The 15,280-nt window shown below is 43.8% G+C and carries 18 protein-coding genes; 5 read left to right on the top strand and 13 right to left on the bottom strand.

All coding sequences use genetic code 11. The features are described from left to right. Positions 1–3 precede the first annotated feature (3 nt). The 8 genes from IGI66_RS15470 to IGI66_RS15435 form a co-directional block, all read right to left on the bottom strand. Positions 4–633 carry a bifunctional 2-keto-4-hydroxyglutarate aldolase/2-keto-3-deoxy-6-phosphogluconate aldolase gene (locus tag IGI66_RS15470; protein WP_316406468.1) on the bottom strand — a complete coding sequence of 210 codons (630 nt, stop codon included), beginning with the start codon at positions 631–633 and terminating at the stop codon, positions 4–6. Next, entirely contained in the window at positions 630–1,529 is a 900-nt protein-coding gene (dapA, locus tag IGI66_RS15465) for a 4-hydroxy-tetrahydrodipicolinate synthase (protein WP_086304935.1), read from the bottom strand. Before dapA ends, IGI66_RS15470 begins: the two co-directional genes overlap by 4 nt. Beyond that, positions 1,526–2,149 carry an SIS domain-containing protein gene (locus IGI66_RS15460; protein ID WP_010779216.1) on the bottom strand — a complete coding sequence of 208 codons (624 nt, stop codon included), beginning with the start codon at positions 2,147–2,149 and terminating at the stop codon, positions 1,526–1,528. Before IGI66_RS15460 ends, dapA begins: the two co-directional genes overlap by 4 nt. 62 nt (positions 2,150–2,211) lie before the next feature. Further along, positions 2,212–3,474, bottom strand: coding sequence for a PTS ascorbate transporter subunit IIC (locus IGI66_RS15455; RefSeq protein WP_010779215.1), 1,263 nt, complete (start codon positions 3,472–3,474; stop codon positions 2,212–2,214). A gap of 26 nt (positions 3,475–3,500) precedes the next feature. Continuing rightward, entirely contained in the window at positions 3,501–3,785 is a 285-nt protein-coding gene (locus IGI66_RS15450; protein ID WP_010779214.1) for a PTS sugar transporter subunit IIB, read from the bottom strand. Between the two features lie 51 nt (positions 3,786–3,836). Beyond that, positions 3,837–4,280, bottom strand: coding sequence for a PTS sugar transporter subunit IIA (locus IGI66_RS15445; RefSeq protein ID WP_431378495.1), 444 nt, complete (start codon positions 4,278–4,280; stop codon positions 3,837–3,839). Positions 4,281–4,636: 356 nt separating this feature from the next. Beyond that, positions 4,637–6,055, bottom strand: a complete 1,419-nt coding sequence (locus tag IGI66_RS15440) for a 6-phospho-beta-glucosidase (protein ID WP_438849497.1) — start codon at positions 6,053–6,055, stop codon at positions 4,637–4,639. Between the two features lie 310 nt (positions 6,056–6,365). Beyond that, complete coding sequence (locus tag IGI66_RS15435) at positions 6,366–7,034, bottom strand: DUF2922 domain-containing protein (RefSeq protein ID WP_431378493.1); 669 nt, start codon at positions 7,032–7,034, stop codon at positions 6,366–6,368. A 187-nt stretch (positions 7,035–7,221) separates the two neighbouring features. Between IGI66_RS15435 and IGI66_RS15430 the strand changes: the two genes are divergently transcribed. Beyond that, the gene (locus tag IGI66_RS15430) at positions 7,222–7,392 is read left to right on the top strand and encodes a hypothetical protein (protein WP_438849496.1); all 171 of its coding nucleotides are present in this window, start codon (positions 7,222–7,224) and stop codon (positions 7,390–7,392) included. Between the two features lie 276 nt (positions 7,393–7,668). Here the strand turns inward: IGI66_RS15430 and IGI66_RS15425 are convergent, their stop codons facing one another. Then, positions 7,669–8,217 carry a TetR/AcrR family transcriptional regulator gene (locus IGI66_RS15425; protein ID WP_438849494.1) on the bottom strand — a complete coding sequence of 183 codons (549 nt, stop codon included), beginning with the start codon at positions 8,215–8,217 and terminating at the stop codon, positions 7,669–7,671. Between the two features lie 188 nt (positions 8,218–8,405). Between IGI66_RS15425 and IGI66_RS15420 the strand changes: the two genes are divergently transcribed. Together IGI66_RS15420 and IGI66_RS15415 are read left to right on the top strand one after the other, a co-directional pair. Further along, entirely contained in the window at positions 8,406–9,359 is a 954-nt protein-coding gene (locus IGI66_RS15420) for an SDR family NAD(P)-dependent oxidoreductase (RefSeq protein ID WP_438849493.1), read from the top strand. A gap of 78 nt (positions 9,360–9,437) precedes the next feature. Further along, positions 9,438–10,043 carry a histidine phosphatase family protein gene (locus IGI66_RS15415; RefSeq protein ID WP_438849492.1) on the top strand — a complete coding sequence of 202 codons (606 nt, stop codon included), beginning with the start codon at positions 9,438–9,440 and terminating at the stop codon, positions 10,041–10,043. Between the two features lie 58 nt (positions 10,044–10,101). On the opposite strand, the gene IGI66_RS15410 is transcribed toward IGI66_RS15415, so the two are convergent. From IGI66_RS15410 to IGI66_RS15400, 3 genes are read right to left on the bottom strand one after another with little or no spacing between them, the layout of a single operon-like run. Beyond that, on the bottom strand, positions 10,102–10,965 hold the full coding sequence (locus IGI66_RS15410; protein ID WP_438849491.1) for an aldo/keto reductase: 864 nt from the start codon (positions 10,963–10,965) through the stop codon (positions 10,102–10,104). 2 nt (positions 10,966–10,967) lie between these two features. Beyond that, a complete protein-coding gene (locus tag IGI66_RS15405) occupies positions 10,968–11,423 on the bottom strand; it encodes a cyclophilin-like fold protein (RefSeq protein WP_438849490.1) in 456 nt (151 codons plus the stop codon). Positions 11,424–11,461: 38 nt separating this feature from the next. Next, entirely contained in the window at positions 11,462–12,028 is a 567-nt protein-coding gene (locus IGI66_RS15400) for a DapH/DapD/GlmU-related protein (RefSeq protein WP_438849489.1), read from the bottom strand. 110 nt (positions 12,029–12,138) lie between these two features. Here IGI66_RS15400 and IGI66_RS15395 point away from each other — a divergent pair, with 110 nt between their 5' ends. Continuing rightward, positions 12,139–13,005 carry a LysR family transcriptional regulator gene (locus IGI66_RS15395; protein WP_438849488.1) on the top strand — a complete coding sequence of 289 codons (867 nt, stop codon included), beginning with the start codon at positions 12,139–12,141 and terminating at the stop codon, positions 13,003–13,005. A gap of 120 nt (positions 13,006–13,125) precedes the next feature. Continuing rightward, positions 13,126–13,743 carry an isochorismatase family protein gene (locus IGI66_RS15390; RefSeq protein ID WP_438849487.1) on the top strand — a complete coding sequence of 206 codons (618 nt, stop codon included), beginning with the start codon at positions 13,126–13,128 and terminating at the stop codon, positions 13,741–13,743. Positions 13,744–13,842: 99 nt separating this feature from the next. Here IGI66_RS15390 and IGI66_RS15385 read toward each other — a convergent pair whose 3' ends face one another. After that, positions 13,843–15,276, bottom strand: a complete 1,434-nt coding sequence (locus IGI66_RS15385; protein ID WP_438849486.1) for a family 1 glycosylhydrolase — start codon at positions 15,274–15,276, stop codon at positions 13,843–13,845. Positions 15,277–15,280 lie beyond the last annotated feature (4 nt).

Genomic DNA, 15,280 nt, shown 5'->3' with positions numbered 1-15,280 from the left:
TGCTTAGTTCAAACTTTCAGTTACCTTTTCCCGCAATAAACGAGCATTCTCTGCTATTTCTGTTTTACTTCCTTTAGACAATAGGGTTCCTACACCCATACAATCTACCCCTGAATGCAGCCACTCCGCAACATTTTCTGTGGTTACGCCACCTGAGGAGAGCACAGGAACATAGGGCATCGGTGTTTTGATCGTGGCTACTACTTTGGGACCGACAAAGGAGGATGTAGGAAAGGCTTTGACCATATCTGCTCCAGCTTCAAGCGCTTCGACAATTTCCGTCATGGATGTGCAACCCGGCATATATGGAATCTGGTATCGATTACACAGTTTCGCGACCGCATGGCTGAAGTTTGGTGCTATAATAAATTCCGCACCTTTCAATATTGCGTGACGAGCTGTCTCACTGTCAAGTACTGTTCCCGCACCAATGACTACTTTTTCTTGGTAGCGGTCCTTTAGCTGTTCAATAATGGTTCCGGCGTTTTGATTCGTGTAGCTGATTTCTAAGCATGAAACCCCTCCTTCGAGGCATCCATCAACAATTTCTTCGGCTCGCTCGATCGTCTCTACCCGAATGATCGCCATCAATTTTTCTTCATTGATTCTCGTTAGTGTCGCTATTTTTTTCATGATAAATCGTTCATCCCTTCTATTTCTTTGTATTGGGCCAGTGTAGTTCGAATCTCGGAGTCAAATGTTACCGGCACATCGCAAACTGGACGTTTAGGACTTCCTACAGGTATTCCTGTTACCTCCAGACTGTATTTCAAAACACTCGGAACTGTAGCTAATTTTAGAATTCTACGAAAATCATTAATACTTTCTTGTAGAATTTTTGCTTTTTCGAGCTCATTATTTTGAAACGCGTGATAAATTCCTAGATCTGTTTTTGTTAGAACGTTTGAGGTTGCAGCAACAGCACCATCTACTCCTGCTTTCAGAGCCGTAAGAATTAAGGAATCTGACCCAACTAAAACTGAAAAATCATCTCGTTCATTCAACGTTAAATACATTTTGACTGTATCGATTTGACCGCTGCTGTCCTTTATTCCGATGATTTCAGGTATTTTTATCAACTCTTTGAAGACAGCTTCACTGATTGAAATTTTTGTATTGGCTGGAATATTATAGAGAATGATCGGCAGGTTCGTATTCTCGGCGATTTTTTTATAGTGCTGAATTAATTCGTCATCACTTACTTTGATCAAATAAGGCGTTATGACAGATACGGCGTCTACTCCAAGTGCTGCAAATTGATTGGTCAATTTGATCACTGCTTCTGTCGAAATCCCTCCAGAACCTGCAAATACCGGCACTCGACCATCAACCTCATCCACCACTATTTTCACTAACTCGAGCTTTTCTTCCTCACTCAAGGCATAAAATTCTCCATTGGTGCCTAAAATAAATAGCCCGTGGATGCCACTGTCTATCAATTTGTTCACCAATTTTCGCGTTGCTTTTTCATTGATTCCATTTTCTGACAATGGCGTGACCATCGCTGTGATAATCCCTTTTATTTTCATTTTGAGTCCACTTCTTTCAACTCTTTAATAGATGCCCCCAACGCCCCGCCGGGATGCCACTGATAATATTTATCTAAATCCAATTGCTCTTCCTGTTGCAATAAGATAGACAAACATTGCAAAACAATAATTTCAGCTAAAATCGAGATTCTTGGTGGTTTGTTCAAATCGTCTCCTTCTTGCTTAACGCCGGCTAACAAAAATACTGTAGAGTGCGTTTTTAACCAAGAATTCTCGCCACCACTAACGCCGATAATTTTTGCATCCAATCGTTTTAATGATTCAACCGTTCGCTTCAGCTCTTCCGTCTGACCGCTATTGGAGATCGCGATAACAACATCTCCAGGAACAACCTGCCCAGCTGATCCATGAATTGCTTCTGTTGTATCCAAATAATACGTAGGTGTTCCTACTGAAGAATTCAATGCTGCAATATATTCTGCTACATGACTTGGTTTTCCTACACCTGTAATATGAACTCGTCCGTGGTTTCTTTTTGATTCAGAAATGATTTTACATGCCTCAACAACTTTTTCCTTATCTAACCGATTGATGTATTCGTTGATTTCTGGTTGAAGGACCTCAATGTACGCATCCAATTTTTTCGTAGTAATTTCCATTCTCTTGACCTCTCTCTTTTAAAAACAGACTTAGCGAAGCTTCATCACTAAGTCTGTTTCTTCTATCTACCAAATAGTGACAATATTTTGTCTAACATTATTCCCATCACGTTGTAATCAATATTCGGGAATGTTGATCCTTCAATGCCTAATGTGCCGTATAGTGGATAAAGAACAGTAGGTAAAAATGCCAATAGCAATCCGATGACGAATGACCCTACGACAGCACCTCGCCACCCGCCAGTGGAGTTTCCAAATACTCCCGCAGTTCCGCCTGAAAAGAAGCAGATGTGCGCTGCTGGGATGATAACTACTGGAAATTTAAGAGCAACCATTAAAAATACTCCGATCAATCCCGCGGTGTAGGAAGACAAGAAGCCTACGATTACCGCTGTTGGAGCGAATGGAAAGACTGTGGGCACATCCAATGCCGGACGTGAATTTGGAATAAATTTTTCAGAGATCGAAACAAAGGCCGCGGTGATCTCTGATAGAAACATCCGAACACCTGTCATTAAGATCGACATCCCCGCTGTAAACGTAAACGCTTGAACAAATGGGAATACTAACCAATGTTGTGTGCCAGCCAATTCTTCAACAGCCGGACGTCCTGCTTTTAATGCAGATACATAAAACAAAATCAACATGACAACTGAAACACCCATTAAGAAATCTCGGAAAAAAGACAACCACTTAGGGAAGTTGATGTGTTCCGTAGTTTTATCTTTATGCTTGCTGAAAAGCATGCCAATGTACCCCGACAAAGCGTACCCAATCATATTGAAGTGACCAATTGCAGTAGCATCGCTGTTCGTGATTCTGCGCATGAATGGCTGACATAACTCTGGCAAAGCTGCTGAGAAGAATCCTAATAATAACCCGCCAATAATAATTGCTGGAACATCGGCTACATGATGCGCTTTTAAGATCAACGATAGTACGCACGCGAAAAATAGACTATGTCCGGTTGTAAAGAAAATATTTTTAAAGGGTGTGATTCTCGCAATTACAAGGTTCATAATGAAACCGATGATCAACGTACAACTTGTAACAAATGCGAACTCAGTTTGAGCCAACGCAGTAGCCGCTTCAGGTGAAGCGACAACTCCTTGGATATGGAACCCTTTTTGAAATAATTGGTTAAAGTTTTGCAAGGCGCCCGTCATAATCGAGCCCCCGGCACTAAACACTAAGAAACCAATAATTGTTTTAAAGGTGCCCGTCAATACTTCGGTCCCGCTCTTTCTTTGAGCAACCAATCCGATGAATGCCACCATTCCTAACATGACTGCTGGTGTACTTAAGAAACTAATAAAAAAATCCATTTTTTATTTCCCTCCCAAACCCCTTTTTATCCTAATTCAGCTAAGGCTGCCTCTAATTTTGCCTTGATTTCATCTTTGTCCACGATATTACTGATCCCAATCAATTTGTATGGTAGATTTTTTTGTGCAAGTTCTTCTGCAACATCTGGTAAAGTAATGATCATTTGCCCACCAAATCCTGGAACACCATCTAATGACGAATGTTCTACTTCAATAGGAAAATTATTCATTTTAACAACTTCCGATACTTTTATTTTTAGCATCAAACTTGATCCTACTCCTGCTCGACACGCGACTAATGCTTTATACATACTTCTTCTCTCCCTTTTTTAGACAAACGGATGAAATTTAGTTTGTTTGTCTTATTGATTGTTAAAATAATGAACGAATTCTTCCTTTGAAGATACGTTTTGTAAAAATTCGATGAAACTTTTTTTACTCAATAAATCAGCTAATTTTGACAGTAGCTCGATGTGCTCATTGCTGGCTTTAGCGCTGAGCGGAAACAAATATCGGACAGGATCATTCGTTGTATGACCTGAAACGACTGGTACCTTCAGTCTTACAAAACCTAGTCCCAATTTTTGGGCTCCGTCTTCTACTGGAGCGTGAGGCAAGGCGATATTTTTAGTTATTACGATATAAGGACCTGTTTCGTGATAAATTCGAATAACTGACTCTACATAGGTTTCTGTAACCGCCTTGTTTTCTATCAACGGATCAAATGATTTCCTGATCGCCTCTTCAAAATTTTCAGCTTCTACATCTAATTGAATATAGGATTCTTCGATGCTTTCTTGCAACATGTATCTCACCTCTTTCTTATGCATTTGCTTTACACACTCACTATATTTGATAACGCATCCCTCTACAATGCTAAGTCAGTTCGCTTTATTTTTGCATAACGAGAAGAAGTGAACCGTTTACAGCCTTGCCTATAGACAAGTGTCCTACCTCCCATATTTCTCAGGACTAAATCTTGTTTTCTTTCGAAAGACAGTTCACTTTTTTTCTTATACATTAGAAAGTACGGACTAACTTTTAACTCCTTTGACCAAAGCAAAAAGACGAATCAGGAAATTGATTCGTCTTTCATCCGTTGATTTATGCTGTTTTTCTAAAACGAGCCATTTTTACGCTTGTTCGTCAATGACAAGCGCATCTACCCCAACTCTCCCCCATTACTGGCGATGACTTTTTTATACCAATAGAAGCTGTCTTTGCGGCTGCGGTCAAAAGTTCCCTTGCCTTCATCGTCTTTATCGACATAAATAAAGCCGTAGCGTTTCGACATTTCGCCTGTGCCGCCAGAAACGAGATCGATGCAGCCCCAAGGCGTATAGCCGATCAAATCGACGCCGTCTTCGATCGCTTTACCCATCTCCTCGATGTGGCGTCGGAAATACTCGATGCGATAGCTATCATGGATCGTGCCATCCTCTTCCACGTGATCGACAGCACCTAGCCCGTTCTCCACGATCATTAAGGGAATCTCATAACGATCGTACAATTCATTCAAGGTGAAGCGCAGACCGACAGGATCAATTTGCCAGCCCCACTCGCTGGTTTCCAAATAGTTGTTCTTCACGCCGCCGAATAAATTACCGCCCACGCGATCTCCGTTTTCATCAAGGTCTGCCGTCACGCAGCTGGTCATATAATAGGAGAAGGTGTAAAAATCGACCGTGCCTTCTCGTAAAATCTTTTCATCGTCAGCTGCGAATTCCAGATGAATATTCTGCTTTTCAAAATAGTGCTTCATATAATACGGATATTTCCCCTTGACTTGAACATCGCCGCAGAACCAGTTTAGTTTTTTAACCAGCTCCTGATTCGCCAATGCGTCCTCCGGTTTACACGTCAACGGGTACATCGTCATATACGCCAGCATGCACCCAATGTTGAATTCTGGATTGATCTCATGCCCGATTTTTACTGCCAAAGCGCTTGCGATGAACATATGGTGAAGCGCCTGATAGCGGCGTTCCTCATTGTCTTCCTTGTCCAAGATCCCTAAAAGATTGCGCCCGCCTAATGGCAATGTCCCAAAATTGATTTCGTTGAAGGCCAGCCAATACTTGACCTTGTCCTTGTATCGTTCAAAAAGCGTTGTCGCATAACGAACAAAAAAGTCGATCGTTTGGCGATTCGCGAAGCCGCCGTAATTCTCAGCCAGCGCATAGGGCAGCTCAAAATGACTAATTGTCACTAACGGTTCGATCCCATGCTTCCGACATTCGTCAAAAACCTGATCATAAAAGGCCAGTCCCTCTTCATTCGGTTCCGTCTCGTCCCCCTTCGGAAAAATCCGTGACCAAGCGATACTCAAGCGAAAAACAGTAAAGCCCATCTCCGCAAATAGTGCAATGTCTTCTTTGTAGCGATGATAAAAGTCGATGCCCTCATGGTTCGGATAATAGCCCTGCGGATCGATCTCCTCTGTCATGACCCGTCGTTTATGCAGCCCGCCTGCCCGCATATGGTCAGGGATACTCTCGCCTTTGCCGCCTTCATTCCAGCCGCCTTCACATTGATTGGCAGCCGTTGCGCCGCCCCATAAAAACCCTTTTGGAAATACCATGTATCGTTCCTCTTTTCCGTAAAATTAGATGGCTTTACTTTACCCAAAAGAAAAACCCGTCAACAAATACACGTTTCACACGTGTTATTTTGTCAACAGGTTTAGCTTGCATAAAGCAATCACTATCCAGTTTGTGTTTATTTTATCTGAATTATAGCACTGAAAAACAAGCCTGTGCAAGCGCTTTTTCGCGTAAGCGAGACTTTTCCTGTTCCTACAAATGAAACGGCGCTTGCTGGCTCTGTTATAAAACGTTTTTCTTTTGCGTTCTCGAATACCAACGTTGGATTTTGATTCGATCACGTATGTGCTACATGGAGTTATGCTTTTTGAACCGCTCCAATAGCTTTCGATTGGTTTTGTTCGGTCTTCTGCCCTTTTTCGCCTTCTCTGGCGTCGTTATGGGGATATTCTCCGGCACTGTCTGGGGTTCCTTTTTCGCCTCTCCTTCCAGATCTGGTGTCTCCAAATCGACTAGCGGATCTTGGGGCGGCTCTTCCTCCGCTTCGTAATACAGCTCCTCTAACTCCGCGCCTTCTGGCAAAATGTCCCTAAAGAGCGCTAACAGCTCCTGATCAGACAAGGCCTCGATATCCGTGCCCTCTGGGATAACGAACTCCATCTGTTTGACACCTTCGTCATCTTCATCCGTCATTTGGATCGTGATCCCTGATTCTACCGCCCCTTCTTTTGATTGTGGGACTGATTTAGCTTCGGATTCCTCTTGACGCAGAGGTTCTGCGGTCTCCTCAACATCTGTAGTCACGTCAAAGATCGGTGTCACCACCGTTTCGACGAATTTCGCACTCACCACCTTCTGGAACAGCTTCACGCCGTCCTTCTCAAAAAGATTCAAGCGCGTCATTTTCTCTAATTCTGCCCGGATCTTTTCTGGTGATTTCGTAACATCTGGATCTTTCAAAACCCAGCGATGATTTTTTCCTTCACTATTTTCAAAAATTACAACTAAACTTCGCATGTATTTTTCTCCTTCCAAAATTACTATTTTTATTAAAACGAACGTCACTGATCCTTTCTCCTTCGAGGTCCTCGTTCACAAAGAACGTGAAAACACATCTGGCTCACATCGGCGGGATCGGTATTGACGAGAATAGGCAAAACAATAGAACAAGTCTCTCTTTTTGATTCAAGAGAGGTATGAATGGGTGATCGATCGGTGGAATAAGCCTTGGGATCAAGCAACTGAAATGTCGTTCACGAATGCAGCAGCCGAATCCTTCAAGGGACTTCTCTCTGTACCCGTTCTTCTCAACAGGCATCAATCAGACTCCTTGGCCTTTGGAGTGAGTGATGCGTATCGACAAGCAGGCAGTTAGGGTGTCCTCATGAACGCCCTTCTTTTTATTTCTCACGGATCTTACCAAGAGTTTATGCCTAAATAGAAAACGCTGTCAATGCAATAATTTTTTTATGTCGACTAGAAAGCGCATTTCACAAGTGAACAATCCAGTGTTTTCAACACCTACACGCAAAAAAATGTGCCTTATTTCTTTTTTTCGTAGTTCCCCATTAAGAAAAAACAAAAATCTTATTGAAAAAAGTGCGTATACGCTCTTTTTTTAATAAGATTTTTTTCTATAAAATACTTTGTTTTACTCATTCCTTACGATTTTACAAAAGATTCGCGCCATGTCTTCAGCAGATTCTTGGTTGTTCGTTAATGCCCAGTATTCCAGCATTTTCCATAGCCCCGCCGCGTTAAAAAGGATCAAAATTTCGAGTTCTTTTTCAGATAGGTCTTTCCCAAGATCTTTAAACGAATTGAAGTATTGCTGATCCGCCAGCTTTTCTGTGTATTTTTTGATCAGTCCTTCAAATAGCTGATTCTTCTCAAGGAGAAGGACAAATCTCAGTCGTGACTTCCAAAAGTTAAAATAGGCGAGTGCTTTATGATAAAGGTCCGCCTCCTTGGTTTGACGCAATGAATCCATAAAATCCATGAATAGGACCTCAAAATAGCCGTCTAATACCTCTTGTTTCGAGGAAAAGTTCAAATAAAAGGTTCTTCGTGCCAGTTGCGCCATTTTTGTTATTTCAGTGATACTGATTTCGTCATAGGCTTTTTCTTCCATTAACGCTAAAAGAGCCTTCGTAATATATTCCTGAGATAAATTCTTATATCCTCGACTGTCTGCCTTCATTTTTTATCCCCTTCACACATTTTGTTTTTTGTGCATCTTTTCCAAATACAAGCCGCTTTGATTGCTCGTTTGTTTGCCCATAAACTATAATTCATTTCATTCAAATGCACAACTGTGCATTATCGCCACTTACTAAAGGAGTACAAATTACAAAGGCGCATCGCTTTTTTATGAAAGGAAGACTATTTATGACAACGTATCAGCAACCAAAAACTCATTGGACAACAAAGGACATCCCTGATTTGACTGGAAAAATCGCTTTAATCAGCGGTGGAAGCAGCGGCATCGGTCTTGAAGCAGCCAGAGCATTAGCTGAAAAGGGTGCGGAGGTCCATCTCTCCGCACGAAATGCGCAAAGAGGTCAAGACGCCAGGGATCATCTGATCGAAGCTACAGGAAACCGCCATATTTATTATCACACATTGGATTTGAGCAGCTTAGCTGTCATCAAGAAATTCAGCGAAGATATTCCCCTTGATCGTCTAGATATTCTGATCAACAGCGCTGGTTTGATGATGCCGGCGGAACGATCTGTCACCGTGGACGGGTTCGAAATGATGTGGGCTACAAACTATTTAGGCGGACTTTATTTGACCATCCAGCTTTTGGCTCTTTTGAAGCGGAGCGAGGCCGCTCGTGTCGTGAATTTGACGTCGTTGCCGGCTGGTCATCCTAAGATCGATTTGACCAATGTAGATGGCCACAATTACAACGCATGGACCATTTACTTAGAGACCAAACTAGCGCAAGCGCAAATCGCTCGCAAGCTAGACCAAGTCTTCACCGAAAAAAGGTACCCCATCACAATGATGGCGGCAAATCCTGGTGTTGCCGCAACCAATCTAGTAACAAAAAACGCTGGGGCCACCTCCACCGCAATGCGCATGGGGGCGCTTTTGTTTCGGGTATTCCCCAGCATCCGACAAAGTGCCGCGGAAGGTGCATTGCCCACGCTCTATGCAGCAACAGATCCCCATGCCCAAGGAGGTGCCGTCTATTCACCGAACAATCGTCAAAATACCAAGGGCTATCCCGCCTTGTGGAAATGGAACGAGACACCAGAAATGACGGATCAGCAGGCATTAGATCAGCTATTGGAGGAGTCCTTGAAACTCTTAAAGCTGCCGGGTTCTGTGCTATAGAGCGGCCTTTACCAACTTTGTGATGCGCTTCCATCTTTAATTTGATAGTATGGAGAGAGTGAACAATAGGAGGACATCATGAAAAAGAAATTATATTTGATGCGTCACGGGGAGACGCTTTTTAATCAATTAAAAAAAGTGCAAGGCGCTTGTGATTCGCCCTTGACTGAAAATGGCATCCAGCAAGCGTTGCGGGCAAAAAGTTATTTTAAAGAGACCGGTATCCACTTTGATCACCTCTATGCTTCGACCCAAGAGCGGGCCTGTGACACCTTGGAGCTGATTACTGACAGTAAAAACTATCAGCGGTTGAAAGAGTTGAAGGAGATGAACTTCGGTTCTTTTGAGGGGGAGCAGCAGTTTTTACAGCCGGAAGGAAAAGCGTATTTTGAATCCTTTTATCTGCAATTCGGCGGAGAATCGACCTTAGATGTTCAAAAGCGCGTCACGCAGGCCTTGCATCATATTATGAGCCATGAGGATCATCAAAAAGTGCTCGCCGTCTCTCATAACGGCGCCTGTGTAAGCTTTCTTCAATCCGTCTGGTCTGGAGACGAGCACGTGTTGGTGCGCCCTTTCCCGAATTGCACGATTTTCGACTTGACTTACGAAAATGATCGTTTTCAATTGGAGGACATTATTGATCCAGTGACGAATCAACGGATCGTTTTGCCTACCGCCTAAGACTCATTAAATAACAAAAAAAATCGTCTGCCTCGTGTAAGAGACAGACGCTTTTTTGTTATTCTAAAACTCTGCGAAAGACAGGCATGTCGTTATTCTTGCCATAATCAAAATCACTTGTTACACGAGCTAATTTTTCCATATCCTCATCGGAAATTTCGAAATCTACCTCGGCGTTGTTCTTCATGTGCGCTGGATTTTCCGTTTTTGGTAATGGCAACAGACCCAACTGTAAGCAGTAGCGAATCGCCAATTGCGGAATGGAGACCTTGTATTTGTCCGCTAAGGCAGTGATGGTCTTGCTTTTCAGCATCGCACCATGGGCGATGGGTGAATAGGCTTCGACAAGAATCTCCTGCTTCTGGGAAAACTCGATGACATCAAATGGGGTTTGACCAATATGGGCAAGCACCTGATTCACCGCGGGCTTGGCTTTAGAATGTTTCAATAGATTTTCCAAGTCGACAATCTCAAAGTTGGAGACGCCGATGGCACGCAATTTTCCTGCTTGATAGGCTTCTTCAAGAGCACGCCAAGCCGCGAGATTCCCTTCAAAATAGTGCTCCTCGCCATGAAATTCTGCCCATGGTTTCGGACTGTGAATGATCATTAGATCAATAACATCTACGCCTAATTTTTTCAGTGAGTCATCGATGGCCTTCACCGCACTGTCATAATCTTTGATTTCTGCCGCAAGCTTGGTGGTGAGGAACAGCTCTTCTCTTGGTACCGTTGTTTTTTTGATCGCTGCGCCAACGCCTGCTTCATTGCCATAAGCCTGTGCCGTGTCAATGTGGCGATATCCTGCTTCAATTGCTTCCAGCACTTTTTCAGTCGCCTGGTCGTTTGCGATTTTCCAGGTTCCATACCCGATCTTAGGAATTTCTACTCCATTCGTTAATGTATACGTCTCTTTTAACATACTTATTCCTTCCTTTCATCACTGCGTGGTTCCACCATTGTGTCCCCTTCGCCTAGCTGATCCGCTAACTTTTCGTTATTCTTCACTCGACCGATTCGTGTGTAGGAATAATTGGTTGAAAAGGAGCGGTAAAAGACAACGAGGGTCCTATTACCGTACAACATCACGTCTCCTGCTTCAATCCTTTCGACTTGCGTTTCACTCGTCGGCAGACGTTTCGGGAGTGTATAATACTTCTCATTCCCGTTCAAATCCTGCATCACGAATTGATCAGGCAAAACCTCTGACAACTGCCAACTAGCTTCCGTATCCTCCAGTTCTATTTGTAGCGGATGCCCATTCATTGTCCACTGGGTGTCATTGCTGGAGATCGAGGCAGTATCGACAGAAGGTTTTGCGCAAGCAGTCAGGGCTGCCAGTGTTATATAAAATAACAATAATACTCGAAAAATAGACATCCGCTATTCCCCATTTCTCTTTAAATTTTGTGGGAAACTCACTGAAAAGCTATTTCTTTGATGATTCTGGCTGGTGATCCTGCAACGATCACATTCTCCGGCACATCCTTTGTGACCGTCGAATCCGCCGCCACGATCGCGTTTTTCCCCACGGTCACACCGGGTAAAACCGTCACGTTGGCGCCTAGCCAAGCATTTTCTTCGATTTTTACTGACGCAACAGACAAGCCGCGGCGTTTTTTCGGGTCCGTGAGATGATTCACCGAAATGATCCGACACATAGGACCGATCAGCACATGGTCCTCAATCACGATCCCGCCTAAATCGACAAACATCACATTCTGATTGATAAAAATATCCTTCCCAAAGGAGATATGCTTGCCGAAATCCGTGTAAAACGGTTGAGAAATGGTGACCGAGTCATGAATGGTGCTTCCAGTGATCTTCTCTAAACACTCTCGCATCTCCCTCTGTGTATGGTAAGCGCCGTTCATCTCCATAACGAGCCGCTCATTATCGGCTTTTAGTTCATGAATTTCTCCATAAATTTCGGAGCCAAGTAAAATCTCCATGCCTTGGATTTTCGCCAAAAATGCCTGTTCCATCCGAATCATCCTCCCTTTACTTGCTGAGTCCAGTATACTTCGCTATACTAGCAATGACTAATACTTATATAAAATAGCTAACTATCGTTTTTAGCTATAGGAGGAAGTAAATGGATATTCGTGTTTTGACCTATTTTATGACTGTCGCGAGGGAAAAAACAATCAGTAAGGCAGCAGAGGTGCTGCACCTATCCCAACCTACCCTCTCCAAACAATTAAAAGAGCTGGAGGAGGAGTTAGGCGTCCAATTATTTATCCGCGGCAATCGCGAGATTTCGCTCACGGAAGACGGCATCTACTTGCGAAACCGCGGGCAAGAGATCCTCTCCCTCGTGGACACGACCACCTCAAACCTGAAGAAAAATGACGTGATCGGCGGAACCATCCGAATCGGTGGCGGCGAGACGCCCGCCTTTCGCTACTTGGCCAAGACCTTAAACGAGCTGATGGTCACGTATCCTGACATCACAGTTGAGATGTACAGCGGCAATGCAGACGATGTGAAGGATAAACTCGACAAAGGACTGCTGGATTTTGGCTTGGTAATCGATCCGGTGGAAAAGCAAAAATACGAATACCTTGCTCTTCCTGTTTCAGACCGCTGGGGCGTACTGGTCAATGACTTCCATCCACTGGCAAAAAAAGAAAGGGTATCCCCCAGTGACTTGAAGAATCACTCCTTGCTGGTTTCTAGTCAAACCATGGTGAATCACCAGCTTTCCGAATGGCTCGGCGGCAATTTGAGTCAATTTAAGATCGCCGGCAGCTACGATTTGCTTTATAACGCGTCGTTGTTCGTAAAAGAAGGTACGACGGTCGCCTTTTGTCTCGATGGGATCATTCCCACAGAAAACAACGGCTTGGTATTCGTTCCTCTGGTGCCTGAACTGACGGCAAAAATCAGTATTATTTGGAAAAAGAAGCAGGTGTTCTCCAATGCCGCAAGACGTTTTCTAGACGCTTTGCCCACTTCCTAACAAAACGAAATCTTCGTGCTTTTCACCATTCCGCGTTACAATAGGTGTGTCAAAAACAGGCTGTGCCTCATTTTCTGCAAGGAAAAATGACGGCCTCAATAAAAATTAGGAGTGGATAGAATGACAAGTTATGTGAAACGAACAGAAGACGAGCTACTCTCACCTGATAATACAGTATTGACCGTGATCGACTATCAACCGACCCAAATCAATTCCATTAATTCGATGAACCGTTCAGAGCTGATCCGCAACACGGAGATCGCGATCGAACTGGCGAAACTTTATAATATTCCGATTGTCCTTTCAACCGTCAACGTTGAAAAAGGCTGGAACACAGATACGATCCCTGTACTGAAAAAAGCCGTAGGAGAAGACGTTCCTTCTTACGACCGCAGCTCGATCAACGCATGGGAAGACAAAGAATACAACGAAGCCATCAAAGCGACCGGCCGCAAGAAAATATTGATCTTAGCCCTATGGACAGAAGCTTGCTTGACGTTCCCGACATTAGACGCCTTAAAAGAAGGCTACGAAGTCTATCCAATCATTGATGCCGTTGGCGGAACTTCCCCAATTGCCCACGAAACGGCGTTGCGCCGTGTCGAACAAGCCGGTGCACAACTGACTTCGATCGCGCAGCTCGCCTGTGAATTGCAACGAGACTGGAACCGCGAAGAAACCGTCCCAGGCTTTGACGAACTCTTGACCAAATTCGGTGCTTTCTCGAATTTACGATAAGAATGACAAAAAGATGACAAAGATCGTTCCCTGAAAAGGGACCTTCTTCGTCATCTTTTTTCTGTCATGAGGTAAATAAACTCGTTGCTCTGATCATTTTTAGAGGGACGCGCCGTTTTCAGCAATCAGCTTTTTGTACCAATAAAACGACTCTTTCGGCGTTCTCGAGAGATCGCCGGTGCCATCATCCTGCTTGTCGACATAAATGAAACCATAGCGTTTTCGCATTTCCCCTGTAGTTGCGCTGACCAAATCAATTGGTCCCCACATCAGGTAGCCGAAGCAATCGACTTTGTCTTCAACCACCGCTTTTTTTAATTCCCTCAGATGCTTTTGCAAAAAGTCGATACGGTAGTCATCATGAACGATGCCATCTGGCCCGACCTCATCGAAGGCCCCCAGACCATTTTCACAAATAATGATGGGCAAACCATATCTGCGGTAGGTATAATTCAGCAAATACCTCAAGCCGATCGGATCAATTCCCCAGCCCCATTTGCTTTTTTCAATGAATGGATTTTGCACCCCGCCGAACAGAGCATTTTCATCAGCCGTATCCCCTTCATAACGTGCCACCTGAGACATATAATAATTCATTCCGATAAAGTCTAGCTTTCCTTCCGCAAAAGCAGCTTTGTCCTCCTCGGTCATGCCAATATCGATGCCCATATCTTCCAGCTCTGTCATTTTATATTTCGGAAATTCGCCGTAACACATCGCGTCGATCTGATAAAAATCACGGTCCATTTCTTTGAAGGCGTTCAGCACATTGATGGGATCAGAATTGATAGGATACGTTGGCACGATGCCAAACACACACCCCGCTTGATTCGTCGCATCGATTTGACGAATCAATTGGTTCGCCTTCACGGCTGCCAGCGTCATATGATAGCCGATGATCGCCAGCGTCTCCTTTTTATTTCCTTCTAACTCTCTGTATTTTAATCCTGCCAAAATATAGGTGAACATATCTGAAGCTTCTGTTTGCGGTTCAAGATGGTTCATCTCATTAAAGGTCACCCAATATTTCACTTTCCCCTTCAGCGCATGGAGCATTGTTTCGGCATACTTCAAATAGAAGTCGACCACTTTTCGATTCTTCCAGGAACCATATTTCGTCACTAGATTCATTGGGAGTTCAAAATGATACAGTGTAACGATTGGTTCGATGTTGTGTTTCAGCAGCTCATCGACGACCTGTTGATAGAATTCAATGCCTGCTTGATTCGGTTCAGCGTCGTCCCCATTTGGATAGATCCGTGACCAATCAACAGATAGTCGCAAACTCTTGAATCCCATGTCCCCAAAAAGCTTGATGTCTTCTTTGTAACGATGGTAAAAATCAATCCCCTCATGGGAAGGATAGCGTCTGCCTTCTTCGATCGTTTTCGTGTATTCACGAGGGATCGCGGCTGAACCTGAAGTCGCAAAATCCATGATCGCGGGGCCTTTTCCGCCTTCTTGCCAGGCACCTTCTAATTGATGCGCGGCGATACTGCCGCCCCAAAGAAACTTGTTTGATAATTCCTTCATTTTA

Source organism: Enterococcus sp. AZ048 (genome assembly GCF_051715125.1).
GTDB classification, from domain to species: domain Bacteria; phylum Bacillota; class Bacilli; order Lactobacillales; family Enterococcaceae; genus Enterococcus_A; species Enterococcus_A gilvus.
This window is presented reverse-complemented; position numbering and strand designations above follow the sequence as displayed.